This window comes from Candidatus Villigracilis affinis, from assembly GCF_016705895.1.
Taxonomy (GTDB): domain Bacteria; phylum Chloroflexota; class Anaerolineae; order Anaerolineales; family Villigracilaceae; genus Villigracilis; species Villigracilis affinis.
In genome coordinates this window covers 1-21,415 of the sequence record NZ_JADJKT010000030.1, presented here as the reverse complement: position 1 = coordinate 21,415, position 21,415 = coordinate 1, and the positions used below count along the sequence as shown (strand labels likewise).

Genomic DNA, 21,415 nt, shown 5'->3' with positions numbered 1-21,415 from the left:
GATGATGTGTAACCATCAGGATGTTCAACTTTTCATTCAAAGCCATGCTCCTTTGCGAGATCAAAACGCACTACTTCCACGTCAATTTGAAGACTTCGATATTCCCATAACAACTGTTTGGGACCGAGCCAGCAACAACACCTCTGCTCTTTGCAAGCTGAACCAATAAATTGCGGATGGCTTCCATTTTTTCATAATTGGGATCCAGCCGTTTGGTAACACCCGTTTGATTGGCCCATATCTCGACATTGTCGTAAAGAATTACATATTCAGGTTGAAAATCGTTCATCTCTTCTTCCGTGTTCACGGTCCATTGTGTGCGGTATGGGTGGTCGTAAAAGCCGAACCAAAATGTCATGGGGCCCCACACCTTTGCGCCTGATGGGATAAGCAGGCGCAGTTGGGAAATAAACGGGGCAAAGGAGCAATCGCGAGATTTCCACACCGCCCAGACATCCCCGCCTACCTGGTTGGCAAAAAGAACCAGTATCAACGCAACAGGAATCAGTACAGATCGGTTTAACTTCATAATGGAGGCAGACATCCCGGATAAATTGATATCGTATGGCCAGCCAGCCATCTCCCAAACCATCCGCACCACAAGAATGATCACAACAGGCATCAATACAGTTAAGTAACGCGATGTTTTGGCGCTGATCAGGATCGGGAACAGCAAGACATGAACAAAAATAAAGATCAACATGGCTCTGTTAAGCCCATCTGTCCATTTGTAGAATGCATATCCAACAGCAAGGAACTGGATAAGAAAAATCAGCAAACGGTACGGGAAAAATATATAGGAGCCATATCTTTCCAGCTCAGCGGTCAGCGCCCCGGAGAAGAACGCACCAGGGTCTTTCAGCATTTCAGCCCTGTGCTGAATTTGAAGCCAGAAGTCACGGAATTGATTGGCACCGTCCTGATCCCAGACATAATATGCATAGGGAAGAAATCCGAGGATAACTCCCAATATCACGGGAAAGAGAATCTTTCCATATTGTTTTATTTTCACTTGAGACAGAGCCGCAATAAAAACCGCGGTCAAGACCAAAAAGGAATTCGGATGGGTGTATAAGGAAATACCAAGCAACACCCCGCCAGTAAACAACTTCCAGAATGAGTTCTCCCCGCCCAAAATAAAATACAAAGCCCAGATCGAGATCGTGGTCACATAAATTTCTGGGCGGATCGTTCTGGTAACGACAAAAAACAGGTTATCGAAGATCAAAAGCAGGCCGCAGACAGAGGCAAATATCGGGCCGCCCATCTTGCGTGCCAAAAGATAGATCCCGACAACTGCGAGAGCGCCCACAAATACCGAGGCCAGCCGCCCTTGAAAATTACCAACTCCTAGCCATGCAAAGAAGGGAGCCATGACCACATTGGAGAAGATCCTCGGCTGCAAAAAGTGGACATCTTGATTCCCGAATGCAGGGTCAACCAGAGAAGTGTTGCGGAAGGTCCCATCCAGTTGAAATGTGTAAGCGGTCGTTGAATCCCAGGCTTCATCCATCCAGGTCTTTGGGAATCGATCCAAAAAAAGCAGGGATGAAAAACCAAAGATGATCAAGAGGATCAGGACGAAAAACACATCCGCATATCTTTGACCTGGTTTAATGGATATCATTCGATCTCCGAATTATTTGCTTCCCAAAAAGTTTAGGTTTTATATTTCAGCCAGGAGGTCAGATTCCAACTCAAGACCCCATGTTCACGCTGAAGTTTCAAATAGTGACGCGCGGTGTCAGTGGTCATCGGGTTTCTCTTTTTAAGGAGAATGGGAAACTGCCGCCCAACATCTGCCAGAGCCCGAAATATCTGGCGCAGATAACCGCGCCTTAACCCTCGCAGGAATGACGTACCGAGCTTTAGAGGAACAAAACCTGCCAGCATCCACCAGGGATAATGAATCAGGTAGATATACAAACAATTCCTGAGGTTATAGTATTCCCAGTTGCCGCCTGTCACGCGTTTTAGCGGCGACGCCCGATGATGGACAACTGAGTGAGGGGAATACAATATCTGATAACCTGCCTTCAAAACCCGCAAGCCCAACTCCTCCCCTTCCCTGCCGAAAAATAGCAAATCCCAAAAAGGACCAGTCCCATCAAGAACCTCTTTGCGGAATGCAGTACCGCACTCGCAAAGGCTGAAACTTGAAAACTCCACATCCTGATCTGCCTTATCTTTTTCCGTAAATATCCAGGTGGCAGGGTCAATTTCACAGGTGGTGGCATTGAGAATTTTGCAGGTGATGGCACCCGCTTTAGGTGCGCTTTGAAATCGGCTCACGACATTCTTCAGGGTGTCTTTCCCCAGGGATGCATCGCTATCCAAAAGGAAAATGATCCCGCCAGTGGCAGCGGCAATCCCGGGGTTACGCCCCGCCGCCGCGCCGACATTACGCTCCTGAACGATGATCTTGACCGCTGGAAAAGCGGAACGCAGCGCAGTTACCGTTCCATCTGTGGATGCATTGTCCACGACGATGACCTCGACATTTTTATAATCCTGAGCATAGACAGATCGAACCGCCGCAAGGACATCCTCCTTACGTTCCCAGGTCAGGATCACAACGCTTACCAATTGATCTTCCATTTCATCAAAACCGAACTGCATGAGTTAACAACCACAACCGTGCGCGCCGCCAATCGCCAGCCAAACGCAACCCGCTCAACACCCTGCCAAGTCGGGCGGCAGCGCGCAGCAGGTGATACATGGAGTCTGCTTTATTGAAGACAAGCAAAGAAAAGAAAGACAAAAATAAAAAGACAAACATGGCTGCTGCATCAAGAGCAGAACGAAAGATCGCTGACACGCGCGAAAAACGCCTGAGCAAATAATCCAGAGTCCCATCGGAAACGCCGTGCCAGTAAGCACGCATCAACATTCGTCCCTGGGTCGGAATGGCCGTGTGATGATGAGCCACTGCAGCAGGAATGAAAGCCACTTTCCCGCCCCGCCGCTTCACCTGTTCGAGCAAATACACAATTTCCTGTGAAGCCACGTGCGGGCTGCTAAACTGATCCATTCCCAAAAAACCACCCACCGCCCGCCACGCTTCGTGCGTGATCGCCATATTCCCTTCGCAAACATACACTGGATTTTCCAACAGGCGCGGCTGTGAACCGGGGAAGTTGAAATCTGCCAGCCAACGTTCTGATTTTGACCCCAACCAGGATGGAACCTTTTGACCGTCATAATCCAAAGCGACGCGTCCAGCCACAACCGACACCTGCTCGGCCAACCCGAAGCCTGATACAAGCTGAGACAGCCAATCCACGCCGACACTGCAATCGTCATCAAGATAAGCGAGATACGGATAACGGGCTTCCGCAGCGCCGCAGTTGCGGGCGTTCGTCACTCCGGGGCGATCCTCTCTCACGTAGCGCAGAGTCAACCCACAGGTTGGAATGAAGCGTTGAACCGTTTGCGGAGTATCGTCACTTGAGCGGTTATCCACTATGATGATCTCAAACGAATCCTTCGGATAATCCTGAGCACAAAGCTGGCTGATCACGTTCGGCAGAAATGCCGCGCGGTTATATGTGCAAACAATGACGCTGACCGGGATGACGTTCATCTTTCGTCCTCCGTCATTTCGTCATACACAGTCATCAACTTGTTGGCGATCTGATCCCAGCCATAACAAGACTCAACCAGTTCGCGCCCATTGATGACAAGATGATGGTAGAGTTGGCGGTCTTGAAGCAGGCGTATTGTTTTCTCGGCAAATTGAGCAGGGGTATCGGCGATCAAAAGATGTTTGCCATCGATCACATTGAGACCTTCACAACCAATGCTGGTTGAAACAACAGGGCGGCCAAGCGCCATGGCTTCCAGTATCTTCAAGCGCGTGCCGCCGCCAGCGCGCAGGGGTACAACACAAATGGGACATCGCTGATAATACGGAATCACTTCGTCCACCTGGCCTGTGACATGCACATCGTCGCGATCAAGCGCAATGACCTCGGGGCGAGGATCACGGCCAACGATCCAAAATTCGGCATTGTTCACGCGCTGGCGAATGAGCGGAAGGACCTCACTGCAAAAATAAAGCACGGCATCCACACAAGGCGGGTAACCCATATGACCGATGAACAAAAGTGCTGGAATTGCCTTTTCGGATGGCAAAGGCAACGGCTGATATTTTTCAACATCCACGCCATTGGGAATTACATCCACTTTCAGGCGCGGATTGGACCGCTGTAACAATTGCCGATCCATTTCAGATACAACCGTACAGCGGTCGAATTTCGATGCGTAACGAGGTTCCCAATATCCCATGGTGAGGGCATTGATCCGCGTTCTCAATTTTCTATCCCAACGCTGTTCGACATTTGAGACCCGTTCAAATTGTTGAGACGTAAAGTTTTGGAACATCTCAACACTCTTAAAGCGTTTGCCGCGCGGAAGCATATCCAGGTACAGCCCCATGACCGATTCGATCTGCACAATATCGAAATCCATTTCGGAGCAAAGCTGGTTGATCTTGCACTTGAGTTCTTCGGAATGCAGAAGCATGAGTTCCGGGGGCTTCCCTTCGAGGGCATATCGCAACAGGCCAGGGACTTTTGCCAAGCGACTGCGCTGGCTGAAATTGGCTGTCTCCACCTTTGCGCAGAATTGCTGCAAATGCGCTATTCCTTCCACATCCCCTGCGGATTCCAAAAACGCAGCGAGTGACACCTCATGTCGACACGCAACACGGCGCAGGAGGTTGTAAATGCGAATCCGTCCACCGGAAGTTTGTGGATAGGGCAGGTAGTTGGCGATCATCAGAATTCGCATAGGGTCTCGATTTATGACACTGTGAAAAGCACCTGGGCAAGCTGATGGGTCAGGGTCTTGCGGTCAAAGGCTTCAACGCCATCGGGTTTGATCCGCAAAGGTGAGGATGTTTTGCTTTGGCGATACACCTGCAAAATGGCTTGCTGAATCCCATCTGCATCGTAGGGCTCCACGGCAATCCCGAGGGCATGCTCACAGACAAAGTCAGCAGCGGCGCCGGGGCAGCTAAGCAAAAGGATCGGCGGACCGCCCACCGCCCAATATTCATAGATCTTGCCGGGGATCAGCGTAGCCCAGCCTTCATAATTCATGGCAAGCAGCAGATCTGCCGATTTGATCATACGCAGCACTTCAGCATGTGGAAGATGGCCCAGCCCACGAATCACATCAGTCAATCCCATTTCATCTGCCAGCTTTCGAAATTCGTCGGGAAGGTCGCCTGCAAATTTGAAGACAAGGCTGCCTTTCAGCTGCGGGTTTTCACGCAGAAGTTTTTGGATCGCCTGAAAGAGTCCTGCCGGGCTGCGTCCCCACACCGTAGATACATTCAGTGACCCCGCATGCACGACCGTAAATTTGGCAGTGTGATGGACCGGCACAATCGATTTCAATGCTTCCAGCTCGCCAAGGTCACAGCCATTGGAAATAAGAATAAATTTATCGCGAGGCTGTGCAGGGTAACGTTCCTGAAATGCCTTTCGGCTCCATTCAGTGACCAGAATCACTTTATCGGCCATCTTCACGGCCCATTTTTCCAAAAGCTTCTCGATCATGCGAACCATCGCAGGCTTCGCCAGATGCCAGGGTGTATCGATCCAATCATCGCGAAAATCGAGAACGAGTGGCTTGCCGCTGAAAAGTTTGAGTACCGCACCCGTCAAGGCAGAGGAGTGCGGCGGGCATGTGGCAAAAATGACATCAATGCCTTCATCTTTCACAACCTGCCTTCCCTTTCCAACAGCGAAAGGAAGCCACGTGATCATGCGATCTGGCAGGAAAATATTTCTGAATACCCAACGACGGGCGCCACCGAATATTTTCACAAGCAGCCGTGTGGCAAAATTTTTTCCACCAAATTCTTTTTCCTTCTGTAAATAACGCAGAGATGGTTCACCGGGCATGGTGCGAATGATCTTCACAGTTGGCTGGATCTCGGAAAGCAGCGCTTCACTGCCTACTTTTGGCAGGGTCTCATATTCCTGTTGATCATCCACGCTGAGAACGACTGGCTGCCAGCCCAGGGCAGGCAGATATTTAATGAACTTGATCACGCGGATCGAATACCCCACCGGAAGAAACGGCGGAAATGCGCGAGCGACCATGAGCACCTTTTTGGCTTTCTCTTCACGTGATTGCAACATATCATTATCCTGTCAGCAGGGATTTCTGATCCACAAGCTGGAATTGCCAGTTAAAACAGACACCATCATCTTCTTTCAATATTCCGTGCCACTGTGCATACAATGCATAATTGCTTTTTTTAATGCCATATTGTTCCGAATACCACGAGTCTCTCACTTGAAAACGGAGTCCATTTTCGGGTAAACGCATGGTCAAAAAGGGCTGTCCGTTGCGGATCACGGTAAGTTTGTGTTCACCTACATTCAATTCCAATTCCAGATCGGGAGAAAAATGAAAGAACCATTCCAGGCTGTGTGGATCTTTTCCGGTGAATTCATCTGTCAGATTCCAGGTACCAGGCTGCGGGTGAGAAAGATCGCGCGTAAATCCAACATGGTCCACACAGGTCATTGCTGCTTTGATACGGTTCCCAGTCCAATTCACGCAATGCGCTTCGGGGATCTGCCGCCAATTAAAGTAAGTATCTGCGAGTGCCTGTTCGCTGTCATCCACCTTGACCGTGTTATGAGCAGCCGTCAATCGGAAATGATCTCTCCATGGGCCGTGATAGGTATATGTCCCTGAATCTACAAGCACAGATTGGCCGTTTACCCATAGAACGAAACTGAGCAGATCGCAATGCGAATGGGCACAGTGTCCCTCCCCGCCCATCCCATAAATGCCGCCGCGAAGGATCGCCATATCCGTATCCGCAAGCCATGAGTCGCGAATTACGTAAATACCTCCATCGGTGAAGGCAAGTGAATTCCCATCAGGCGGGCAGGCTTCAAGTTGATTCCATAAATCCAAGCCTTCGAATCCCAAAAGCCAAAACGCCTCTTCATCAAAACGGCCAGCGGCAAACTTCCACTCGGGTCGGCCAAACAAGACCGCGCCCGCTGAAAGGATCGGGCGGAAATCCCAAAAATTTTTATTTTTTCCCAAACCCAATGCGCGCCCCGAAGCCGAGTCACCCCACATTGGGACAGTTCCCATCGGGCTTAGGCTGCGGCACACATAATCCAACATCCCTTCGAGCGCATGTTCCAAATCGGGATTATTCGGTAAAGCGCCCCGACGGCTGTATGCTACGACCATAAGCAGCAACTCAGCGACGAAACGGAGATATCCCATTGCCTGTTCTTTATTGACCCCATCTGGATGGATTTGTGCCAGTGCTTGTTCGTTAAGTAAGCGTAAACCAGTTTCACGCCACACAGTAGAGTCACGAAATTCAGGGAATGCTGTACCGACGATCACTAGGCCTGTCAATTCCGCAATCATTTGATTATTTGGAACGCCCATCCTTGCGGATTGCAAATGACTGCATAGAAAATCCGCCTGCTGCCATAGACTCTTCAGAAAAGCTTTAGCAGTCTTTTCACGAAATTCTGCTGAATTTCGAAAGAATTGAAAAGCAACGGTCCAGGCGATCATGCGCAGAGATATCTCTATGCCCAGGCACCAGTTGGCACCGCGACGTAAAGGATTGTTTTGAATCCAGCTTTCGATCTGGGAGTTGAACGCCTGCACATATTTTGATTCACCGGTCAACCAATAGGCGATACCCAGCGTGACAAAATGTTGGTGTCGATTGAGTTCCCAGAATTTCCTGATATCTGTCGGGCGTTTCGCAGAGTACATATATTGAAGGAAACGACCTCGATATAAGAGAGGCCAGCGCAGGCCTGTCACAGGATCACTATTCCAATCAATGCCGCCGGGAAAATGAAAAACCTGGCCTTGCAAGGAAAGTTCATTATGACAAATGGCATCCGCTGCGGCTAGCATGGCTGAGATATGTTCGGGGTAATCTCGATGCAGGAGTCGGTTGGTCTCATGCGGCGATTCATGTCGCAGCAAAAAAGATGATGATGGGCGGGCGGCCAAATGATCGAGCAGCGCATCCACCGAACTCCATTTCCTTGTGGTGTTTGCCAACAAATCAGCATCACTCATTCCCTTGCGAGACATCAAATCCCACCAAAAAGATTGGCTCCATAATGAAAGTTCATGATAAAAACGCATCCAGGCATGCTGCAATGCGCCCAAGAGGCCCAATTCCCAAACTCGCCGCGTATAACGTGATGCAGTATTAAACATACTGGCCGCCTGTCATTCTTTTCCATAAATGCTGGAACATATCCTTCTCATCTGCCTTTATTTCATCCAATAACCATAGACAGCCCCCATAAACAGGTATCGCAACTGCAATGCTCAAGAAAATGGATATCGGTAACGGCAGGCTCTCAACTTCAGACAAATGGTAGGTTTCCCATGCGGCCAAACCCATTGCAATCGAAGCCATTCCAACATTGATCAATGTGCGAAATGGAAAGCGCCAGGTCAGATGAGGTTGGGAGAATACCGCGTTCAGCGTGAGCAGGGTGGCATAACCAATCAAAGTGGAAACTGCAGAAGCCACATAACCAAAGCGAGGTACCAGGAACAGCTGCAAACCAATATGGATGGCGGCAGCAATGATCTGATTGATGCCAAGCTGGATGGCTTTTTTCTGAATTGCCATGCCTGCATTGGCCATGTTGGCCAGACCCCACAGGAAACTGGAAAAGACCACGAACCCAACGATCCGATATCCTGCGTAATATTCCGGGGTGGCAAGCAACATTACAAAAGGGAGAGCCAGAATGGTCAGTCCAACAGCGGCTGGCAGGCACAGGATCAGGTAAGTACGGGTGACCATGGTCAATACATCTTCAGTCGCATTCCGGCCATTTACTTCCCATGTACGAAAAATCAATGGAGATACACTCAAGAGAAATAAAGTGACTAAAAGCTCAATACTCTTGGCAGAGATATTGTATGAAACCGTATACAACCCAATATCCCGTTCTGGCTGGGATGCGCCAATGATAAAGAGGTCTGATACCCGCAATCCCCACATGGCTACATTCCCCAAGGTCAACGGCCAGGCGTATTGCCATATCTCAAGGGCATCTCCAAAATGAAAATGCTGAGGATGAATGCCATTCAGCCTAACGACCCGAGAGATCAGGATGGGCAATACAAGGATCAAAGCCAGAAACGTCCCCCACAAGAGCCCATCGATTCTGAGGCCAAAGGCAAGCACCAGCAAAAGTCCAAACCCGAGACTTCCATAATTCACGAATAATTGATAAGTTGTAAATGAACCGCCCAATTCCTGAGCACGGACCGCCGATATAAACACCGTAAAAATGCTTTGGGCGATAAAGATCAATAAGATAAGAGGAATAAGCTGATACAACGCGGATGGCAGGAATTTCTTCAACGGAATCAGCAAAAGAAGGCTTACTCCGGTTACGCCAATTATGACCATAACCGTGGAAACGCTGATTGTGGCAAAAAAGTTTTTAGATCTGACCTTTCCTTATATGACGGATAATAGCGCAACACAGCGCTTCCCATTCCTGAAACAGCCAAGGCGACCAGAAAGGAGGAAATACTGGCCGCTACAGCCCAATGACCGTACTCAGCAGGAAGGAATAACCTGGTCAGGATCGGGGTCGTGACAAAAGCAGTCAGAGCAGGCAGAAATTGCGAGGGTGAATATACTGCCAGATCTTTCACAAAGCTCTTTGATGACATTCCCATCTTCCTTTAAAGAATAATCCTTCATTCCAGATCAAATGATGAAACCATTCCCTACCATACGGGCAGGGATGGAAGGCCCGCAAATGGCGCCCGTCCCGCTCCCGGTGCGGCAGGCAGCCAGTTTGGGTCGCGGTCGATAAAGACCCGAAACCAAACCTCCACGTTCAACATGGCAAGCATTTCTCCAGGTGACAGCAAAGGGTCGCTTAAAACTCGTGGGTCGAAAATGCCGCGATCCATGGAGGCTTCGGACATCAGCAATGCCCGTATCTCCCCGGCAAGCGGCCCGGCAACCCATTCACGCAACGGCACAGGGAAAGGAGTCTTATCATTTCTGCTTATGATGTTTGGCGGCAAATATTCCTCTGCTGCTTCACGCATAATGGCTTTCGGAACACGATGGGGCACCTTATCTTCCGGCAATAATGTTGCCATGTACTCTATGATCCGATAATCCAACAAAGGCACACGGGATTCCAGCGATACCGCCATGCTTGCACGATCCTCCTTCATTAATAGATGAGGAAGATAGACAACCAGGTCGTGATACAGGCATCGATCAAATATCTGGTCTGTGGGGGCTTCCACCCATGGTTGGAGATAATCATTCACAGGTGAGTAATCGCCGATCTTACGCACCAACGCCGAATGAAGAAGCGGGTTTTGAGATGGAACGACGCCGCAATGCAGTGCGATCCATCGCGATTCAATCGAATCGGAATGGTTACCGGGGCGTTTCAAGAAGCGGCGCACAACACCGGGCAATCCCTGACGCCTCACAAGGCGCGCAAAACGCTGGAAAGCTGTCATCTTCTCAGCCGCCGGGAATTTTGACAGATTGAACATTTCCGTCGTTCCAAACGCAGTCTGGAATTGTGCCGGATAACCGCCAAAGACCTCGTCACCGCCATGTCCGGTCAATACTACTTTCACACGATCAGCCGCCAGCCGGGACACGGCGAAATAAGAGAATCCCCCAGCGCTGGGAAGTGGAAAATCCTGGTGCCAGGTGAGAGGTCCGAGCAGCGCCATGAGATCCTGTGACTCCGGTGCGATAACATGATGCTTGGCACCAATGGCTTTTGCAACTGCGCAGGCATACTCAGTCTCGTCATAAAATGAAGATTCGCCAAAGCGAATGGAGAACGCATCTATATTCCCCCGGTGGCGTACCGCCAGACTGCTCACCAGACTTGAATCAAGTCCGCCGCTAAGATGGCAGCCAACAGCCGCATCACTACGACAGTGGATACGCACAGCATCATCAAGAAGGTCGTTTGCACCAGCAATGATCTGATCCCTTGTGCGTCCGTTCTGATAACGATATACAACATCCCAATACCGCGCTACTGTTATGCCAGAAGCGCTCACGGTCAACATGTGGGCAGGCGGTAGTTGTCGAACCCTTCAAATAGTGTTTTATGGGCAAGCGGCGAACCAGCAAACAAATAATCAGCAAGACCTTGATAATCAACAGTAGTGGGTACGTTTGGATGAGCAAGAACAGCTTTTGCCTCAGACGCACAAGCAAAGAGATCATCCGTTATGGAGTAGTAGAGCGGCTTGATGCCGATGCGATCACGAGCCGCAAACATTATCTGCGTACGTGAATCCCATAGAACAAAAGCGAACATACCATTCAATGACTGCAAGCAACGCGGCCCCTCTTCTTCATAAAGATGCAGAATAACCTCACTATCAGTGGCCGAACGAAATATATGTCCGTGTTCGCGAAGAGTTGAAGCCAGTTCAATATAGTTATAGATTTCCCCGTTAAACACCAACCAAATCGATCCATCTTCATTGCTCATCGGTTGGTGGCCAGCTGCTGATAGATCCAGAATGGAAAGCCGCCGATGTCCCAGACCAATTGGCCCATCAATATGGATACCTGCGTCGTCCGGGCCTCGATGGATCTGGATATCCCGCATTGCCAGAACATCCGCTGAGCGGCAAGGTCGTCCATCGCGCTGCCATACTGCTGCAATACCGCACATGCATTCTCCTATCTGGTTGCCTTGCAAATTTATTCAAAAGCTAAAAAGTTCTCTCAAGCTTGTTACCATCGAGATCAAACATTCTGTAAACAACCTCATTGATCCCCATCATCATGCCGATTACAGGCACCCAATTCCATTGTGTAAAAGTCGAGTTAACAAACGCAGCGATCAAGATCACCAAATGAGACAGCGTAAAGCCCAGCACAATCGCTTTCAATCTATCATCCGGAATGCTGTGCCAGTATTTAAATCCCCTCTTCATGAATATGAACGACAAGCCCATGAGACATATATATCCAATCAACCCCGAATCCAACATGATCTTGAGATGTCCATTGTGAATAAACGCTCGAAAGTCGCGGCCTTCGATAATGACATCGATTCTCGGGTCCCAAGGTCTGTAATTCACACCCATGCCAATTCCAATCAGAGGGTTTGAAATGATCGTGGAAAGGGCATGCTGGTTTTCAATCATTCTCCAATTCAAGGAACCATCCTGTCCGGAGTAGGTGCTGCTATCAATCACGGTGGTGAATCTTTCAAATGAGGCGTTCAACAGCCTGTTCACCCGAGAATCAGAATAGCCATACAGAAGCGGAATAATGACAGCTGTCGATGCAACAGCAATCAGGCTCCAGCCAAGCAATCTCCGGCGGGCGCTGCTTTCCACGATCCAGAAAAGGACAAGGGTCGCTACAATCAATGCCGTCCAATAACTGCGCAGAAAAGTTACCAGAATGGCAGATGCCAGCAAACTGAATTGAATAAAAAAGGCAAGCCCGGCAGGTCTGCGTTTTTCAAAAGCCATGACACAAAGGAGCGTAATAAAGGAAACAATCAAGATCGACACACCCGGCGGAAGGATGCGGGTAATATCTTCGTAAGCCACCCCCTGGGTGTTCAAACTCTCCACACGCCCCGGCAAAATTTGTACCGAATCCCCCAGCAGAAACTGCCCAAACATTGCAGCAGCGACAAGGATTGCCAGGCCAAGAAGGCCATTCAACAGTAGTTTTAACTGGCGATATTCTCTAATGAGGTTGGTTACGACAAAAAAGGATAAATAATAAGAGACAACTCGAATCGCTCTTCTCGCTGGCTCAACCTCCACAGATGATTGCAAAACCGCGATCAAGGCTGACAATAGCATTACCCCATAAAAAAGCAAAAGCCACCCATCCAGCGGGGTACGAACAAGTTTGAACTGTGTTTCGACCATCCAGCGCACCGCAATTAACCCCAATAAACCAAGAAGCAAAATATCCGGTATATGCAGGCTAATGCCCACAGACACCACTGGCAGGTAATCTTCAAATACAATGCTTGATGTTGTGACCAAGATTCCCAGGAGTGCCACCTCGGGCCTCTTGAGTACAACATAGGCTGAACAAATCGAGATCAGAATCCCCAGCGAAAAGAATTGAGGGAGAATCACAGTAGAGATGCCCAAGAGCAACCCCGCGCCACAAGCCGCCAATATCTGGACAAATATATGGCTGGAGGCAATTATTCTTGAAGCAGGCTGTCTTAACATCTTCTCCTTCGCGGCTCCTGATCACAATTCGGATATGCCTTTGGATGCCAACAACTCGAGCTGAGGCTTGACAATCCGCAGGATATTCGCCTGATCCTCTTTCGTAAAACCGACCGAATGTGTTGGACGGGGTTGAAATGGAATTCCATTGCGAATATGCAGAAATTCAAATATCCTTTTTGATTCGTTCATGGGATCATTGACCAACCTGCCAAATTGAACAATGTAGGTGTTAGGTTCGAACTGGTGTCGCGCGACCAACTCCGCACACGAAGACCAATTCTCGGCATACTCTTCCAGCGTAAATCTCCTGGCACCTGCGCTCGTCAGAGATTCACCCCAAGTCCTTGCCTGCATAGACCAAATCGTGGAGAGCGGGTCACGAATGGCAAGCAGGATTTTGGCTTCAGGAAAAAGAAGTCGGGTATTGACGATGAATTGTTCATAGCCCTTCGATGGGAATGCGATCGGTTCCAACGGCTCTTTATCCACCAACAGGCTTTTTGTCATGAGGATCCGCGAACTTGAGTAATAATCGTAAACAAGACCACGGGCCATGCCAAAGATCAACTGGCTGTCTTTTTCCAAATTCCGAAATCGTTGTACTTCTTCCATGAAACGATGTACGCTGACTAAAATTCGGGATTTAGCCATTGCCTATATTCCTGAAATTCAGGCGACAGGGGAGTAGATCCATGCATGGCCTACTCCCCTGTCCCATGATTTATGCTGTAGGAACCAAAACTCTTGTGATCGTTGATGCAACCACTTCAACTTGTTCTTCGGTCAGTTCGGGGTACATGGGTAAGGAAAGGATCTCGCTACAGATCTTTTCAGCAACCGGGTAGGGGCCTTGCCCCTGTCCATTTTTCATATAGAATGGCTGCTGGTGAACAGGGATGGGATAGTGAATGGCAGTTCCGATTCCATTTTCTTTCAACATAGCCTGTAAACCATCACGGTCTTGCGCACGGATGACATACAGATGATAAATATGCCTGTACCCATGCGGCTCCACCGGCGTAATAACAGATGTATCCGCCAACAATTGGTTATACAACCCAGCCAGACTGCGCCTCGACTCAAGCCAATCATCCAGATGCGGTAGTTTTACGCGCAGGATGGCCGCCTGCATACTGTCCATGCGGTGATTGAACGGCGGCAACTCGTGTACATTTTTCACGCGCTGCCCACAATTGCGCAATGCACGTACCGCTTCGGCCACCTTTTCGTCGTTGGTGGTGACCATGCCTGCGTCGCCGCACGCACCGAGGTTCTTCGTCGGATAAAAGCTAAAGGCCGCCGCATCCCCCAGATTGCCCGTTCGCGTTCCTTTGTAAGTTGCACCATGCCCCTGACAGGCATCTTCCACAATGATCAAATTATGTTTTTTGGCGATCGCGCGAATCGGGTCCATATCGGCTGGCAGGCCATAGAGATGAACAGGGATCATCGCTTTTGTGTTCGGGGTGATGGCTTCTTCGAGTTTGGTCGCATCCAGAGTCCAAGTGACCGGGTCTACATCCACGAACACAGGCTTGGCCCCGGAAAAGAGACCGCAGCCGCAGTTGCTGTGAAGGTATGCGCGGGAACAAGTACTTCATCTCCGGGACCAATGCCAAATGCCAGCAGACTCAATTCCAAAGCGGCAACGCCGCTGCTCACGCCCACTGCATGTTTGGTGCCGCAAAATGCCGCAAACTCTTCCTCAAATTTGGCAACATCCTGACCCAAAATGAAGTCAGTGCGTTCCAATATGTTTTGAATGGCGGAAGTGATCTCGGCATGAAGCGCCTGATGATGGGCTTTCAGGTCAATCAACGGAATGTTCATTTCTACTCCCTTTCTGGAATGATAGATTTAACGGGACGGGCGGGGTTGCCTGCGACCACCATATCCGGCGGCACATCATGAGTTACGACACTTCCCGCTCCGACAATGGCTCGTTCGCCAATGGTCACGCCGCACAAGATTGTGGCATTGCTGCCAATTGAAGCCCCCTTCTTGATCAGGGGTGGGAACGCATACCCAATCGGCCTCGGTCTGGGGTTGACCTGAAACAGTTGCGGCGCGGGGATATTTATCGTTGATAAACATCACCCCATGTCCGATGAAGACTTCATCTTCAATCGTTACACCCTCGCAAATGAACGTATGGCTGGAGATCTTCACCCGCCTGCCAATTTTTGCCCCCTTTGGATTTCGACGAAGGTTCCCACCCTGCTTTCGTCGCCGATCTCGCAGCCATACAAATTCACAAATGCATAGATCTTTACATCCGCGCCCAATTTAACATCTGCAGAAATTCTTGCAAATTCGGGCGTTACCATGTGATCACCTCATGACCGTGGCCGTTACTCATGGAAAGCTGGGCGGTCTCCAGAATTTTGACGACATCCATGCCTTCGCGCCCGGAGCTGGTCGGTTTGGTGTGGTTCACAATACAATCGATAAAATGCTGGCACTCCTGCTTCAAGGGCTCAACGAATCGGATGGTTGGAATGGTGATGTCGCCGGAGTGATAGTTGCAATGAAATTCACCGAATCCGCCATTGGTGTATTCGGGGCGGTCAACACCCTTATCGTAGATCTTTATTTTCTGTTCATTTTCGACATCGTTATAAACTGCCATCTTCTTGCTTCCAACGACGGTAATGCGCCGCACCTTGCATGGATCAAGCCAGCTTACATGAATATAAGCTGGGATATTTCCCGGGAAAACCATATTCAGGTAGGCTACGTCGAAAATATTCTCAAAGACACAAGGGGTACCTTGCGCGCTGACAGAGATCGGCTTTTTCCCCAACAAATACAGCAGAATCGAAATGTCATGCGGAGCCAGATCCCAGATCACGTTCGAATCGCGCTGGAACAGGCCCAGACTTAATCGGGCAGTATCCAGGTAATAAATATCGCCAAGTTCCCCACTGTCAATATATTTCTTCAACGCGTGGACTGCCGAGTTGTACTCGAAGATATGGCCCACCATCAGAATCAATCCTTGGAATCGGCCAATTCGATTAATTCCCTGGCATGTTCGCTTTTGAGCGTGATTGGCTTTTCAACAAAGACATGCAGGTTATGCTCCAGACACTCCTTGGCAATGCTGTAATGAGTTATCGGGGGGGTTGCGATCACAACTGCATCCAATCCCAGATCGAATAACTCATGGTGATCGTGTCTGACGGCTACATGGGGATACTTCATGGCAGCCTGCTTCAATCTCTCGTCACTCAGGTCTGAAATGGCCGTGAGCTCTGCATTGGGAAGCTCATAAAAATTCCGAGTCAAGTTCGGCCCCAATATCCATATCCAATTATTCCAACTTTTACAGCGGTCATGAAATCCTCCTTGATTGAAAATTAATAGGCCCCGGATGTGGAAAACACTGCCAGGGGGGTTCTCAACATGATGATCAAATCCAGCCAAAGCGATTGTTTCTCGACGTAATCAATATCCCATTGAACCTGTGTGTCGAAATCGACAACACACCGCGCCGTAACCTGCTGAAGCCCCGAGAGGCCTGGCTTCGCCTCCAAACGACGAAGATGCCAGGGTTGGTACATATCCACTTCATAAGGGATCGCAGGTCTGGGGCCGATCAGGCTCATATCACCGATCAGAACGTTCCATAATTGAGGTAATTCATCCAGGCTTAGTTTGCGCAGGAGTTTTCCGGGGCGGATAATCCTTGAGTCATTTACGAGTTTGCGGGGTTGTGTCGGAGCGCCTTGTAAAGCCGTCATCTGCTCCAGATTATTCTCGATCAAAGCCTTGACATAAGCCTGATGGATGGACGGGTCGGCATTGATTTTCATTGTTCTGAATTTATAGCAACGGAAGTTGTATTTCTTCCAATAGGAATATTGCCCATACCCCTGTCTCTTTGCCCCCACACGCTCCTGCACGAAGAACACCGGTCCAGGGGAGTAAACAAATATCAACGCGGCTACAATCAGCATCACGGGTGAAAACAGAACCAGCAATATAAAGGCAATAGCAATATCCATGGTGCGTTTGACGGCATAATAAACAGCCTGGCCATTGGCGGCCACACCAAGGGCGTTTGGGTCGCTTTTTGGATTGAACTTAAGAGAATATCGTTCTGCATTTGTGTCTACTCCTGACCATTCAGCTTCCTACAGGTTTCAAGCAACTACGCTGGTTTTATTTCAGCTGGGGTCGAGGCCGAATCCATTTTTTATGATATCGATAGGCGGCATACCTGCCGCCGGTTTCCGCCTGATTTACGATCAGGTCAACAGATTTGTCGCGAAATCGAAAACCGGGCAACACCTTTTTACAGATCGCAAACTCTCACGGCGTGTATGGCATCTTCTTGCGACAAGCAGTACACTGTCAACATTGGGGATGACAGCCGTTATGTCTGCCACGGCCAACATTGCAGGCGTATCCAGAATAACAAAATCGAAATCACGCTTCAAACCGTCGATGAGATTCACCATTTGAGGTGAACCAAGCAACTTGGGCGGATGAGCCGATGGCGGTCCGCTTGCGAGCAGTTTGACACCTTCCACCGAACTGGCCTGCAACACATCCTGTAACTTTGCATCCCCATCCAACAAATTGGTAAGGCCACGGTCATTGGGAAGTTCGAACAGGGAATGCAACTTCGGCAGGCGTACATCACAATCAATGGCAACGACTTTGTTCCTGAGTTCTGCAAGCGCAAGCGCCAAACGATGAGCGATCATCGATTTTCCTGATTGGGTTCCGCGCTCATTACAAGCAGAACTTTTTTGGGAGGCTGGCCTTTGGCAGGTTGGAGATTGAGGGCCAAATTCTCAAAGGCATCGGAAAAAGAGGAAAAATCGCTGCTGAGATTGCCCAATTGTTTTCGATTCGCTTTTGGAATCCTTGCAATCGCATTTAATTCAGTAACGGCTTCAATATCCTCTGACCTGTACAGGGCAGTATCCTGACTTTCAAAGATAAGCGCCAATCCCAACCCACCCACCAACCCAACGACGAAGCCCATGGCGTAATTCAAGGAAACACGCGGCGTAGATGGGGTTTGCGGAGCCACGGCTGGCTCGATCACGGTGATCATGCTTGATCGAATTTCCTCGCGAAGGCTTGCTTGTGTAAACTGCCCCAGAAGAGTCGTGTAATTACTTTGATTCAATTGAAGCAGTTGTTTGGTTGTTTCAATCTCACCCGTCGCGGCTGGGGTCTGGATAATAAGCCTGGCATATGCATCGCGCGTCTGATCGAGGGCCACCTGCGCCTTAATTAGCTCCTCACCAAGCACCTCCTGTGAGGTTTTGCCGCCGCCTGTATACAAATCCTTGCTTTCGGAGATCAATATCTCCGCCAGAGTATTCGCCGCTTTTGCCGCTGTTTTTGGGTTCGAGCTTGACCGTAATCATTACTAGCTCAGTATTGGGAATCACCACAGCAGTAATGACTGGAAGTTCTTTCAAGCTTAGTTTTGTCCCAAGTTCGTTCAACACTGGCCCGCTGGTAACGATCTCTACGTACGTGTTCATTAACTGGGCAGCATAGACATACTCGGAGTAATTCAAATTCCCGCCCGCAGAAGCGGCAATACGCAAGGTTGTGGAGGCTTGATAGATCGGTGTAACTTGATTCGTACCGATGACCACCGCCGCCATGGTTACAACAAGGGTGAGTAGAACAATCCATTTCCTGCGCCAGAGAATGTCGAAATATCGTCTAAGTTCCATTTTTGACCTTCAAAGTACCATCCGTGCTTAAACAAATCTTCCAATAGGGCGTTTACTTTGATAAAAGTGAACCTGTCGTTACCCGTAAAACATCCGCCGCTTTTCGTAAATTACTGAGGAACATGTCGTTGTCTCTAAACTTGGAAAAATCCTCATATACACCATTCCATATCTTGATCGCCGTCGGCTCGCTGCACCCTCGTTTTCGCATCTCACCAATGAATTCGTCAAAGGTCATGTTAATTTTCTCTGCAAGCTCCTGCACTCTGCTGCTCATACTTGCTCCTGAAAAATACGAGTTTCGAACCGAATAACGATTTTCTCGTCATATCCGTTATTTGTAATAAATTTGGAAATCTATTTGAAAATCGAAGTAAAAAACTGTTACTTTTCTTTACCAGTAAATGCTGTCCCCCGACCCACTTGCCAGGAAAAATCAACCCGCCAACCTTTAAAAAACCTTGCAAATTTGTTAACCCTAGTATAGACAATGGGTAGATTAAAAACAAGTGACAAATGTCACATGTCGAGCATTGTGACAATGCTTTGACCGAACAGACTCTTTTTCAAAATTTAGAGTACTGACAGAAAGCGACTGGCATCCCCCAACCGTCAAAGAGAGCAGATTCCAGAAGCAGCGCACTTTGGCCGCGTTGCTTCTGGAATGAGGTTATTTTTTTATCTTCCCATTTGCAGCAACCATGTTCAATTGCTCTAATTCCTTCACGTAGATCGGGTGCAACAGATGGGTAGTCATCCAGCCTTCCAATTTGCCCAGGATTCCGTCGCGGATGACCACTGACGTAGAGATCGTCACAACTGCGGCCTGACCACCATTACGAGGGTCGACAACAAACTTCGTAACAGCGCCGCCGCCATCATTTGTCTCAACTAAAACACGACCGGGCTCCGGCTCGGTGATAACCGCCCGAAATTCCCGCAGCGTGCCCATCAACTTCATTTCCCAACTAACCACCGTACCACTGCCAATACCGCCCTGCTCCACCTGCATTGAAACAAAATACGGTTTCGGCAGGATCAATGGATGCCCATTATGGTAATCAGCAATGATCGCATAGACCAGTTCTGCTGGCGATTGGATCAACGCTGAAGCGGAAATTTCATGTTGTGCCATTAAATAGTCTCCTTGTTTTCTTTTACAGCAATTGCCATTAGGGATGGCGGGCAATTTCGAAGTATGAATTTTATTTATAAAATAGAACGGTCCAGTCTGCCCGCATTGAAAACAAGTTCCTCGTTTTCAAAAAGAGACGGGGCTGCCAACACGAACAGATCTTCGTGAAATGAAAAAGGTGGAATGGCACCAGATACACAGCCCGTAAGCTCCGCCACACGCTGAGAGGGCGCAAACATGGCGTGCGTTCCATTACAAAGCGTCTTGATGGCGTTCAAATTCACGCGGCAATCCCCCGGAACGTTGGCCAAATAATAACGGCTTTCCTTCTTGCCAATCTTCACCAACACAACCAGCGACTTAATTGCCTGAGACAGATGATTCCGCGAATCTGGCTGACCCATTCCGTCTGTCCCTCGGGCTCATGTTCGACGATACGATACTCAGCTTTTCACGATCCAGTAGTTCGATCAATTTTCATACACATTAATGGATACGTTTAACATTTTGAAACATCCTTAGCCCAATGACTTCTTTTCATCATCTTCCACTTGCAGCGGACGCCTGCAAAATACCGTGCCGCACGAATAGGAAAGGGAGCATGGCAGCGCCAAACTCAACAGCAAAATAAGAAGTCCTCCCTTAAAAAATGGTGATACGATCCCAAAATGTCCGATCAAACCATTGTGCAAGGCATGCATCACAACAACCGGCCAGATACTGTCTGATTTCATCCGCAGCCATGCCATCACAACACCCGTTGTAATGACCATAGTTGTAAAACACACCAGTCGGTACTATTGGTGCGGCGTGCCCATGGCACCATAACCAACGGAAAGGACTCTCCGGTGTTATACTGCCCAAAGCATTCCGCTGAGCAGGCTGGCGTTGCGAAATCCAACCCATTGGTCAACTCAGGGACGAGGAATCCGCGCGCCAGGCCGATTTCCTCGCCACTGAAGACCATCGTAACCGCTTGACGAGTGTGGATGGAAAAAGAACGCTGCAACAATGACCGATACATTCGCACTAGCCTGCAGCATTAAGGGTCAGGCGAGCGCGCTCAAGAAATGTCGTAGGTTGGGAATATCTCCGAGGCCCAAGAACCAGACTAGAGCGTAGGCAGGGATCGCGTAGTTACTGGCAGGATCCATCCGCAACCGCCAGCCACTTGACAGGTCGCGGATCCCATCCACTCGCACTTAATGAACGCCGGCAACAGCATACTGGCGAAAATGGCAGCCAGTGCAGGGCGCCACGATGATGAGCAGGGAAGCCGCAGGAGTAATCTGAAACGCGGATGAAACGTAAT

At 49.2% G+C, this 21,415-nt stretch carries 24 protein-coding genes and 1 pseudogene; all 25 read right to left on the bottom strand.

Annotated features, from left to right (window positions below; genetic code table 11):
- Positions 1-70: 70 nt before the first annotated feature.
- Complete coding sequence (locus IPI86_RS14220; protein ID WP_345298672.1) at positions 71-1,627, bottom strand: glycosyltransferase family 39 protein; 1,557 nt, start codon at positions 1,625-1,627, stop codon at positions 71-73.
- A 32-nt stretch (positions 1,628-1,659) separates the two neighbouring features.
- The gene (locus tag IPI86_RS14215) at positions 1,660-2,619 is read right to left on the bottom strand and encodes a glycosyltransferase family 2 protein (RefSeq protein ID WP_345298671.1); all 960 of its coding nucleotides are present in this window, start codon (positions 2,617-2,619) and stop codon (positions 1,660-1,662) included.
- Positions 2,603-3,583 carry a glycosyltransferase gene (locus tag IPI86_RS14210; RefSeq protein ID WP_345298670.1) on the bottom strand — a complete coding sequence of 327 codons (981 nt, stop codon included), beginning with the start codon at positions 3,581-3,583 and terminating at the stop codon, positions 2,603-2,605. The genes IPI86_RS14215 and IPI86_RS14210 overlap by 17 nt, the downstream gene beginning before the upstream one ends.
- Positions 3,580-4,791: a glycosyltransferase family 4 protein gene (locus IPI86_RS14205; RefSeq protein ID WP_345298669.1), complete on the bottom strand. Its 1,212-nt coding sequence runs from the start codon at positions 4,789-4,791 to the stop codon at positions 3,580-3,582. The genes IPI86_RS14210 and IPI86_RS14205 overlap by 4 nt, the downstream gene beginning before the upstream one ends.
- A gap of 11 nt (positions 4,792-4,802) precedes the next feature.
- A complete protein-coding gene (locus IPI86_RS14200) occupies positions 4,803-6,152 on the bottom strand; it encodes a glycosyltransferase family 4 protein (RefSeq protein WP_345298668.1) in 1,350 nt (449 codons plus the stop codon).
- A gap of 4 nt (positions 6,153-6,156) precedes the next feature.
- Positions 6,157-8,235: an alginate lyase family protein gene (locus tag IPI86_RS14195; protein WP_345298667.1), complete on the bottom strand. Its 2,079-nt coding sequence runs from the start codon at positions 8,233-8,235 to the stop codon at positions 6,157-6,159.
- Positions 8,228-9,415: a polysaccharide biosynthesis C-terminal domain-containing protein gene (locus tag IPI86_RS14190; protein WP_345298666.1), complete on the bottom strand. Its 1,188-nt coding sequence runs from the start codon at positions 9,413-9,415 to the stop codon at positions 8,228-8,230. The genes IPI86_RS14195 and IPI86_RS14190 overlap by 8 nt, the downstream gene beginning before the upstream one ends.
- A gap of 362 nt (positions 9,416-9,777) precedes the next feature.
- Positions 9,778-11,106, bottom strand: coding sequence for an asparagine synthase C-terminal domain-containing protein (locus tag IPI86_RS14185; protein ID WP_345298665.1), 1,329 nt, complete (start codon positions 11,104-11,106; stop codon positions 9,778-9,780).
- Positions 11,100-11,723, bottom strand: coding sequence for a hypothetical protein (locus tag IPI86_RS14180; RefSeq protein ID WP_345298664.1), 624 nt, complete (start codon positions 11,721-11,723; stop codon positions 11,100-11,102). The genes IPI86_RS14185 and IPI86_RS14180 overlap by 7 nt, the downstream gene beginning before the upstream one ends.
- Before the next feature lie 40 nt (positions 11,724-11,763).
- The gene (locus IPI86_RS14175; protein ID WP_345298663.1) at positions 11,764-13,260 is read right to left on the bottom strand and encodes an O-antigen ligase family protein; all 1,497 of its coding nucleotides are present in this window, start codon (positions 13,258-13,260) and stop codon (positions 11,764-11,766) included.
- Positions 13,261-13,281: 21 nt separating this feature from the next.
- The gene (locus tag IPI86_RS14170; RefSeq protein WP_345298662.1) at positions 13,282-13,914 is read right to left on the bottom strand and encodes a sulfotransferase; all 633 of its coding nucleotides are present in this window, start codon (positions 13,912-13,914) and stop codon (positions 13,282-13,284) included.
- Between the two features lie 70 nt (positions 13,915-13,984).
- Positions 13,985-14,794 carry a DegT/DnrJ/EryC1/StrS family aminotransferase gene (locus IPI86_RS14165; RefSeq protein ID WP_345298661.1) on the bottom strand — a complete coding sequence of 270 codons (810 nt, stop codon included), beginning with the start codon at positions 14,792-14,794 and terminating at the stop codon, positions 13,985-13,987.
- Positions 14,779-15,093 carry an aminotransferase class I/II-fold pyridoxal phosphate-dependent enzyme gene (locus IPI86_RS14160; protein WP_345298660.1) on the bottom strand — a complete coding sequence of 105 codons (315 nt, stop codon included), beginning with the start codon at positions 15,091-15,093 and terminating at the stop codon, positions 14,779-14,781. Before IPI86_RS14160 ends, IPI86_RS14165 begins: the two co-directional genes overlap by 16 nt.
- Positions 15,094-15,095: 2 nt before the next feature.
- Positions 15,096-15,590 (bottom strand): annotated as a pseudogene (locus IPI86_RS14155) (acyltransferase).
- Positions 15,584-16,249 (bottom strand): Gfo/Idh/MocA family oxidoreductase, encoded by a 666-nt coding sequence (locus IPI86_RS14150; protein ID WP_345298659.1) that lies wholly within the window; start codon positions 16,247-16,249, stop codon positions 15,584-15,586. The pseudogene IPI86_RS14155 and the gene IPI86_RS14150 overlap by 7 nt, the downstream one beginning before the upstream one ends.
- 5 nt (positions 16,250-16,254) lie before the next feature.
- Positions 16,255-16,551, bottom strand: a complete 297-nt coding sequence (locus tag IPI86_RS14145) for a Gfo/Idh/MocA family oxidoreductase (protein WP_345298658.1) — start codon at positions 16,549-16,551, stop codon at positions 16,255-16,257.
- A 71-nt stretch (positions 16,552-16,622) separates the two neighbouring features.
- Entirely contained in the window at positions 16,623-17,315 is a 693-nt protein-coding gene (locus tag IPI86_RS14140) for a sugar transferase (protein WP_345298657.1), read from the bottom strand.
- Between the two features lie 198 nt (positions 17,316-17,513).
- Positions 17,514-17,975, bottom strand: coding sequence for a CpsD/CapB family tyrosine-protein kinase (locus IPI86_RS14135; RefSeq protein ID WP_345298656.1), 462 nt, complete (start codon positions 17,973-17,975; stop codon positions 17,514-17,516).
- Positions 17,972-18,586: a GNVR domain-containing protein gene (locus IPI86_RS14130; RefSeq protein ID WP_345298655.1), complete on the bottom strand. Its 615-nt coding sequence runs from the start codon at positions 18,584-18,586 to the stop codon at positions 17,972-17,974. The genes IPI86_RS14135 and IPI86_RS14130 overlap by 4 nt, the downstream gene beginning before the upstream one ends.
- A complete protein-coding gene (locus IPI86_RS14125) occupies positions 18,522-18,968 on the bottom strand; it encodes a Wzz/FepE/Etk N-terminal domain-containing protein (protein WP_345298654.1) in 447 nt (148 codons plus the stop codon). The genes IPI86_RS14130 and IPI86_RS14125 overlap by 65 nt, the downstream gene beginning before the upstream one ends.
- A gap of 52 nt (positions 18,969-19,020) precedes the next feature.
- Positions 19,021-19,245, bottom strand: a complete 225-nt coding sequence (locus tag IPI86_RS14120; protein ID WP_345298653.1) for a hypothetical protein — start codon at positions 19,243-19,245, stop codon at positions 19,021-19,023.
- A 393-nt stretch (positions 19,246-19,638) separates the two neighbouring features.
- Positions 19,639-20,103: an SRPBCC family protein gene (locus tag IPI86_RS14115; RefSeq protein WP_345298652.1), complete on the bottom strand. Its 465-nt coding sequence runs from the start codon at positions 20,101-20,103 to the stop codon at positions 19,639-19,641.
- Positions 20,104-20,177: 74 nt separating this feature from the next.
- The gene (locus IPI86_RS14110; RefSeq protein WP_345298651.1) at positions 20,178-20,507 is read right to left on the bottom strand and encodes a YbaK/EbsC family protein; all 330 of its coding nucleotides are present in this window, start codon (positions 20,505-20,507) and stop codon (positions 20,178-20,180) included.
- A 114-nt stretch (positions 20,508-20,621) separates the two neighbouring features.
- Positions 20,622-20,876 carry a CPBP family intramembrane glutamic endopeptidase gene (locus tag IPI86_RS14105; RefSeq protein ID WP_345298650.1) on the bottom strand — a complete coding sequence of 85 codons (255 nt, stop codon included), beginning with the start codon at positions 20,874-20,876 and terminating at the stop codon, positions 20,622-20,624.
- Positions 20,852-21,127, bottom strand: coding sequence for a hypothetical protein (locus tag IPI86_RS14100; protein WP_345298649.1), 276 nt, complete (start codon positions 21,125-21,127; stop codon positions 20,852-20,854). The genes IPI86_RS14105 and IPI86_RS14100 overlap by 25 nt, the downstream gene beginning before the upstream one ends.
- Between the last annotated feature and the right edge of the window lie 288 nt (positions 21,128-21,415).

What these genes read in the sequence shown, in the direction of transcription:
- IPI86_RS14220 (WP_345298672.1), bottom strand. Translation starts at nt 1,627, where the DNA reads ATGATATCCATTAAACCAGGTCAAAGATATGCGGATGTGTTTTTCGTC.
- IPI86_RS14215 (WP_345298671.1), bottom strand. Translation starts at nt 2,619, where the DNA reads ATGCAGTTCGGTTTTGATGAAATGGAAGATCAATTGGTAAGCGTTGTG.
- IPI86_RS14210 (WP_345298670.1), bottom strand. Translation starts at nt 3,583, where the DNA reads ATGAACGTCATCCCGGTCAGCGTCATTGTTTGCACATATAACCGCGCG.
- IPI86_RS14205 (WP_345298669.1), bottom strand. Translation starts at nt 4,791, where the DNA reads ATGCGAATTCTGATGATCGCCAACTACCTGCCCTATCCACAAACTTCC.
- IPI86_RS14200 (WP_345298668.1), bottom strand. Translation starts at nt 6,152, where the DNA reads ATGTTGCAATCACGTGAAGAGAAAGCCAAAAAGGTGCTCATGGTCGCT.
- IPI86_RS14195 (WP_345298667.1), bottom strand. Translation starts at nt 8,235, where the DNA reads ATGTTTAATACTGCATCACGTTATACGCGGCGAGTTTGGGAATTGGGC.
- IPI86_RS14185 (WP_345298665.1), bottom strand. Translation starts at nt 11,106, where the DNA reads ATGTTGACCGTGAGCGCTTCTGGCATAACAGTAGCGCGGTATTGGGAT.
- IPI86_RS14180 (WP_345298664.1), bottom strand. Translation starts at nt 11,723, where the DNA reads ATGTGCGGTATTGCAGCAGTATGGCAGCGCGATGGACGACCTTGCCGC.
- IPI86_RS14175 (WP_345298663.1), bottom strand. Translation starts at nt 13,260, where the DNA reads ATGTTAAGACAGCCTGCTTCAAGAATAATTGCCTCCAGCCATATATTT.
- IPI86_RS14170 (WP_345298662.1), bottom strand. Translation starts at nt 13,914, where the DNA reads ATGGCTAAATCCCGAATTTTAGTCAGCGTACATCGTTTCATGGAAGAA.
- IPI86_RS14160 (WP_345298660.1), bottom strand. Translation starts at nt 15,093, where the DNA reads ATGAACATTCCGTTGATTGACCTGAAAGCCCATCATCAGGCGCTTCAT.
- IPI86_RS14150 (WP_345298659.1), bottom strand. Translation starts at nt 16,249, where the DNA reads ATGGTGGGCCATATCTTCGAGTACAACTCGGCAGTCCACGCGTTGAAG.
- IPI86_RS14135 (WP_345298656.1), bottom strand. Translation starts at nt 17,975, where the DNA reads ATGATCGCTCATCGTTTGGCGCTTGCGCTTGCAGAACTCAGGAACAAA.
- IPI86_RS14125 (WP_345298654.1), bottom strand. Translation starts at nt 18,968, where the DNA reads ATGGAACTTAGACGATATTTCGACATTCTCTGGCGCAGGAAATGGATT.
- IPI86_RS14120 (WP_345298653.1), bottom strand. Translation starts at nt 19,245, where the DNA reads ATGAGCAGCAGAGTGCAGGAGCTTGCAGAGAAAATTAACATGACCTTT.
- IPI86_RS14115 (WP_345298652.1), bottom strand. Translation starts at nt 20,103, where the DNA reads ATGGCACAACATGAAATTTCCGCTTCAGCGTTGATCCAATCGCCAGCA.
- IPI86_RS14110 (WP_345298651.1), bottom strand. Translation starts at nt 20,507, where the DNA reads ATGGGTCAGCCAGATTCGCGGAATCATCTGTCTCAGGCAATTAAGTCG.
- IPI86_RS14105 (WP_345298650.1), bottom strand. Translation starts at nt 20,876, where the DNA reads ATGGTCATTACAACGGGTGTTGTGATGGCATGGCTGCGGATGAAATCA.
- IPI86_RS14100 (WP_345298649.1), bottom strand. Translation starts at nt 21,127, where the DNA reads ATGTATCGGTCATTGTTGCAGCGTTCTTTTTCCATCCACACTCGTCAA.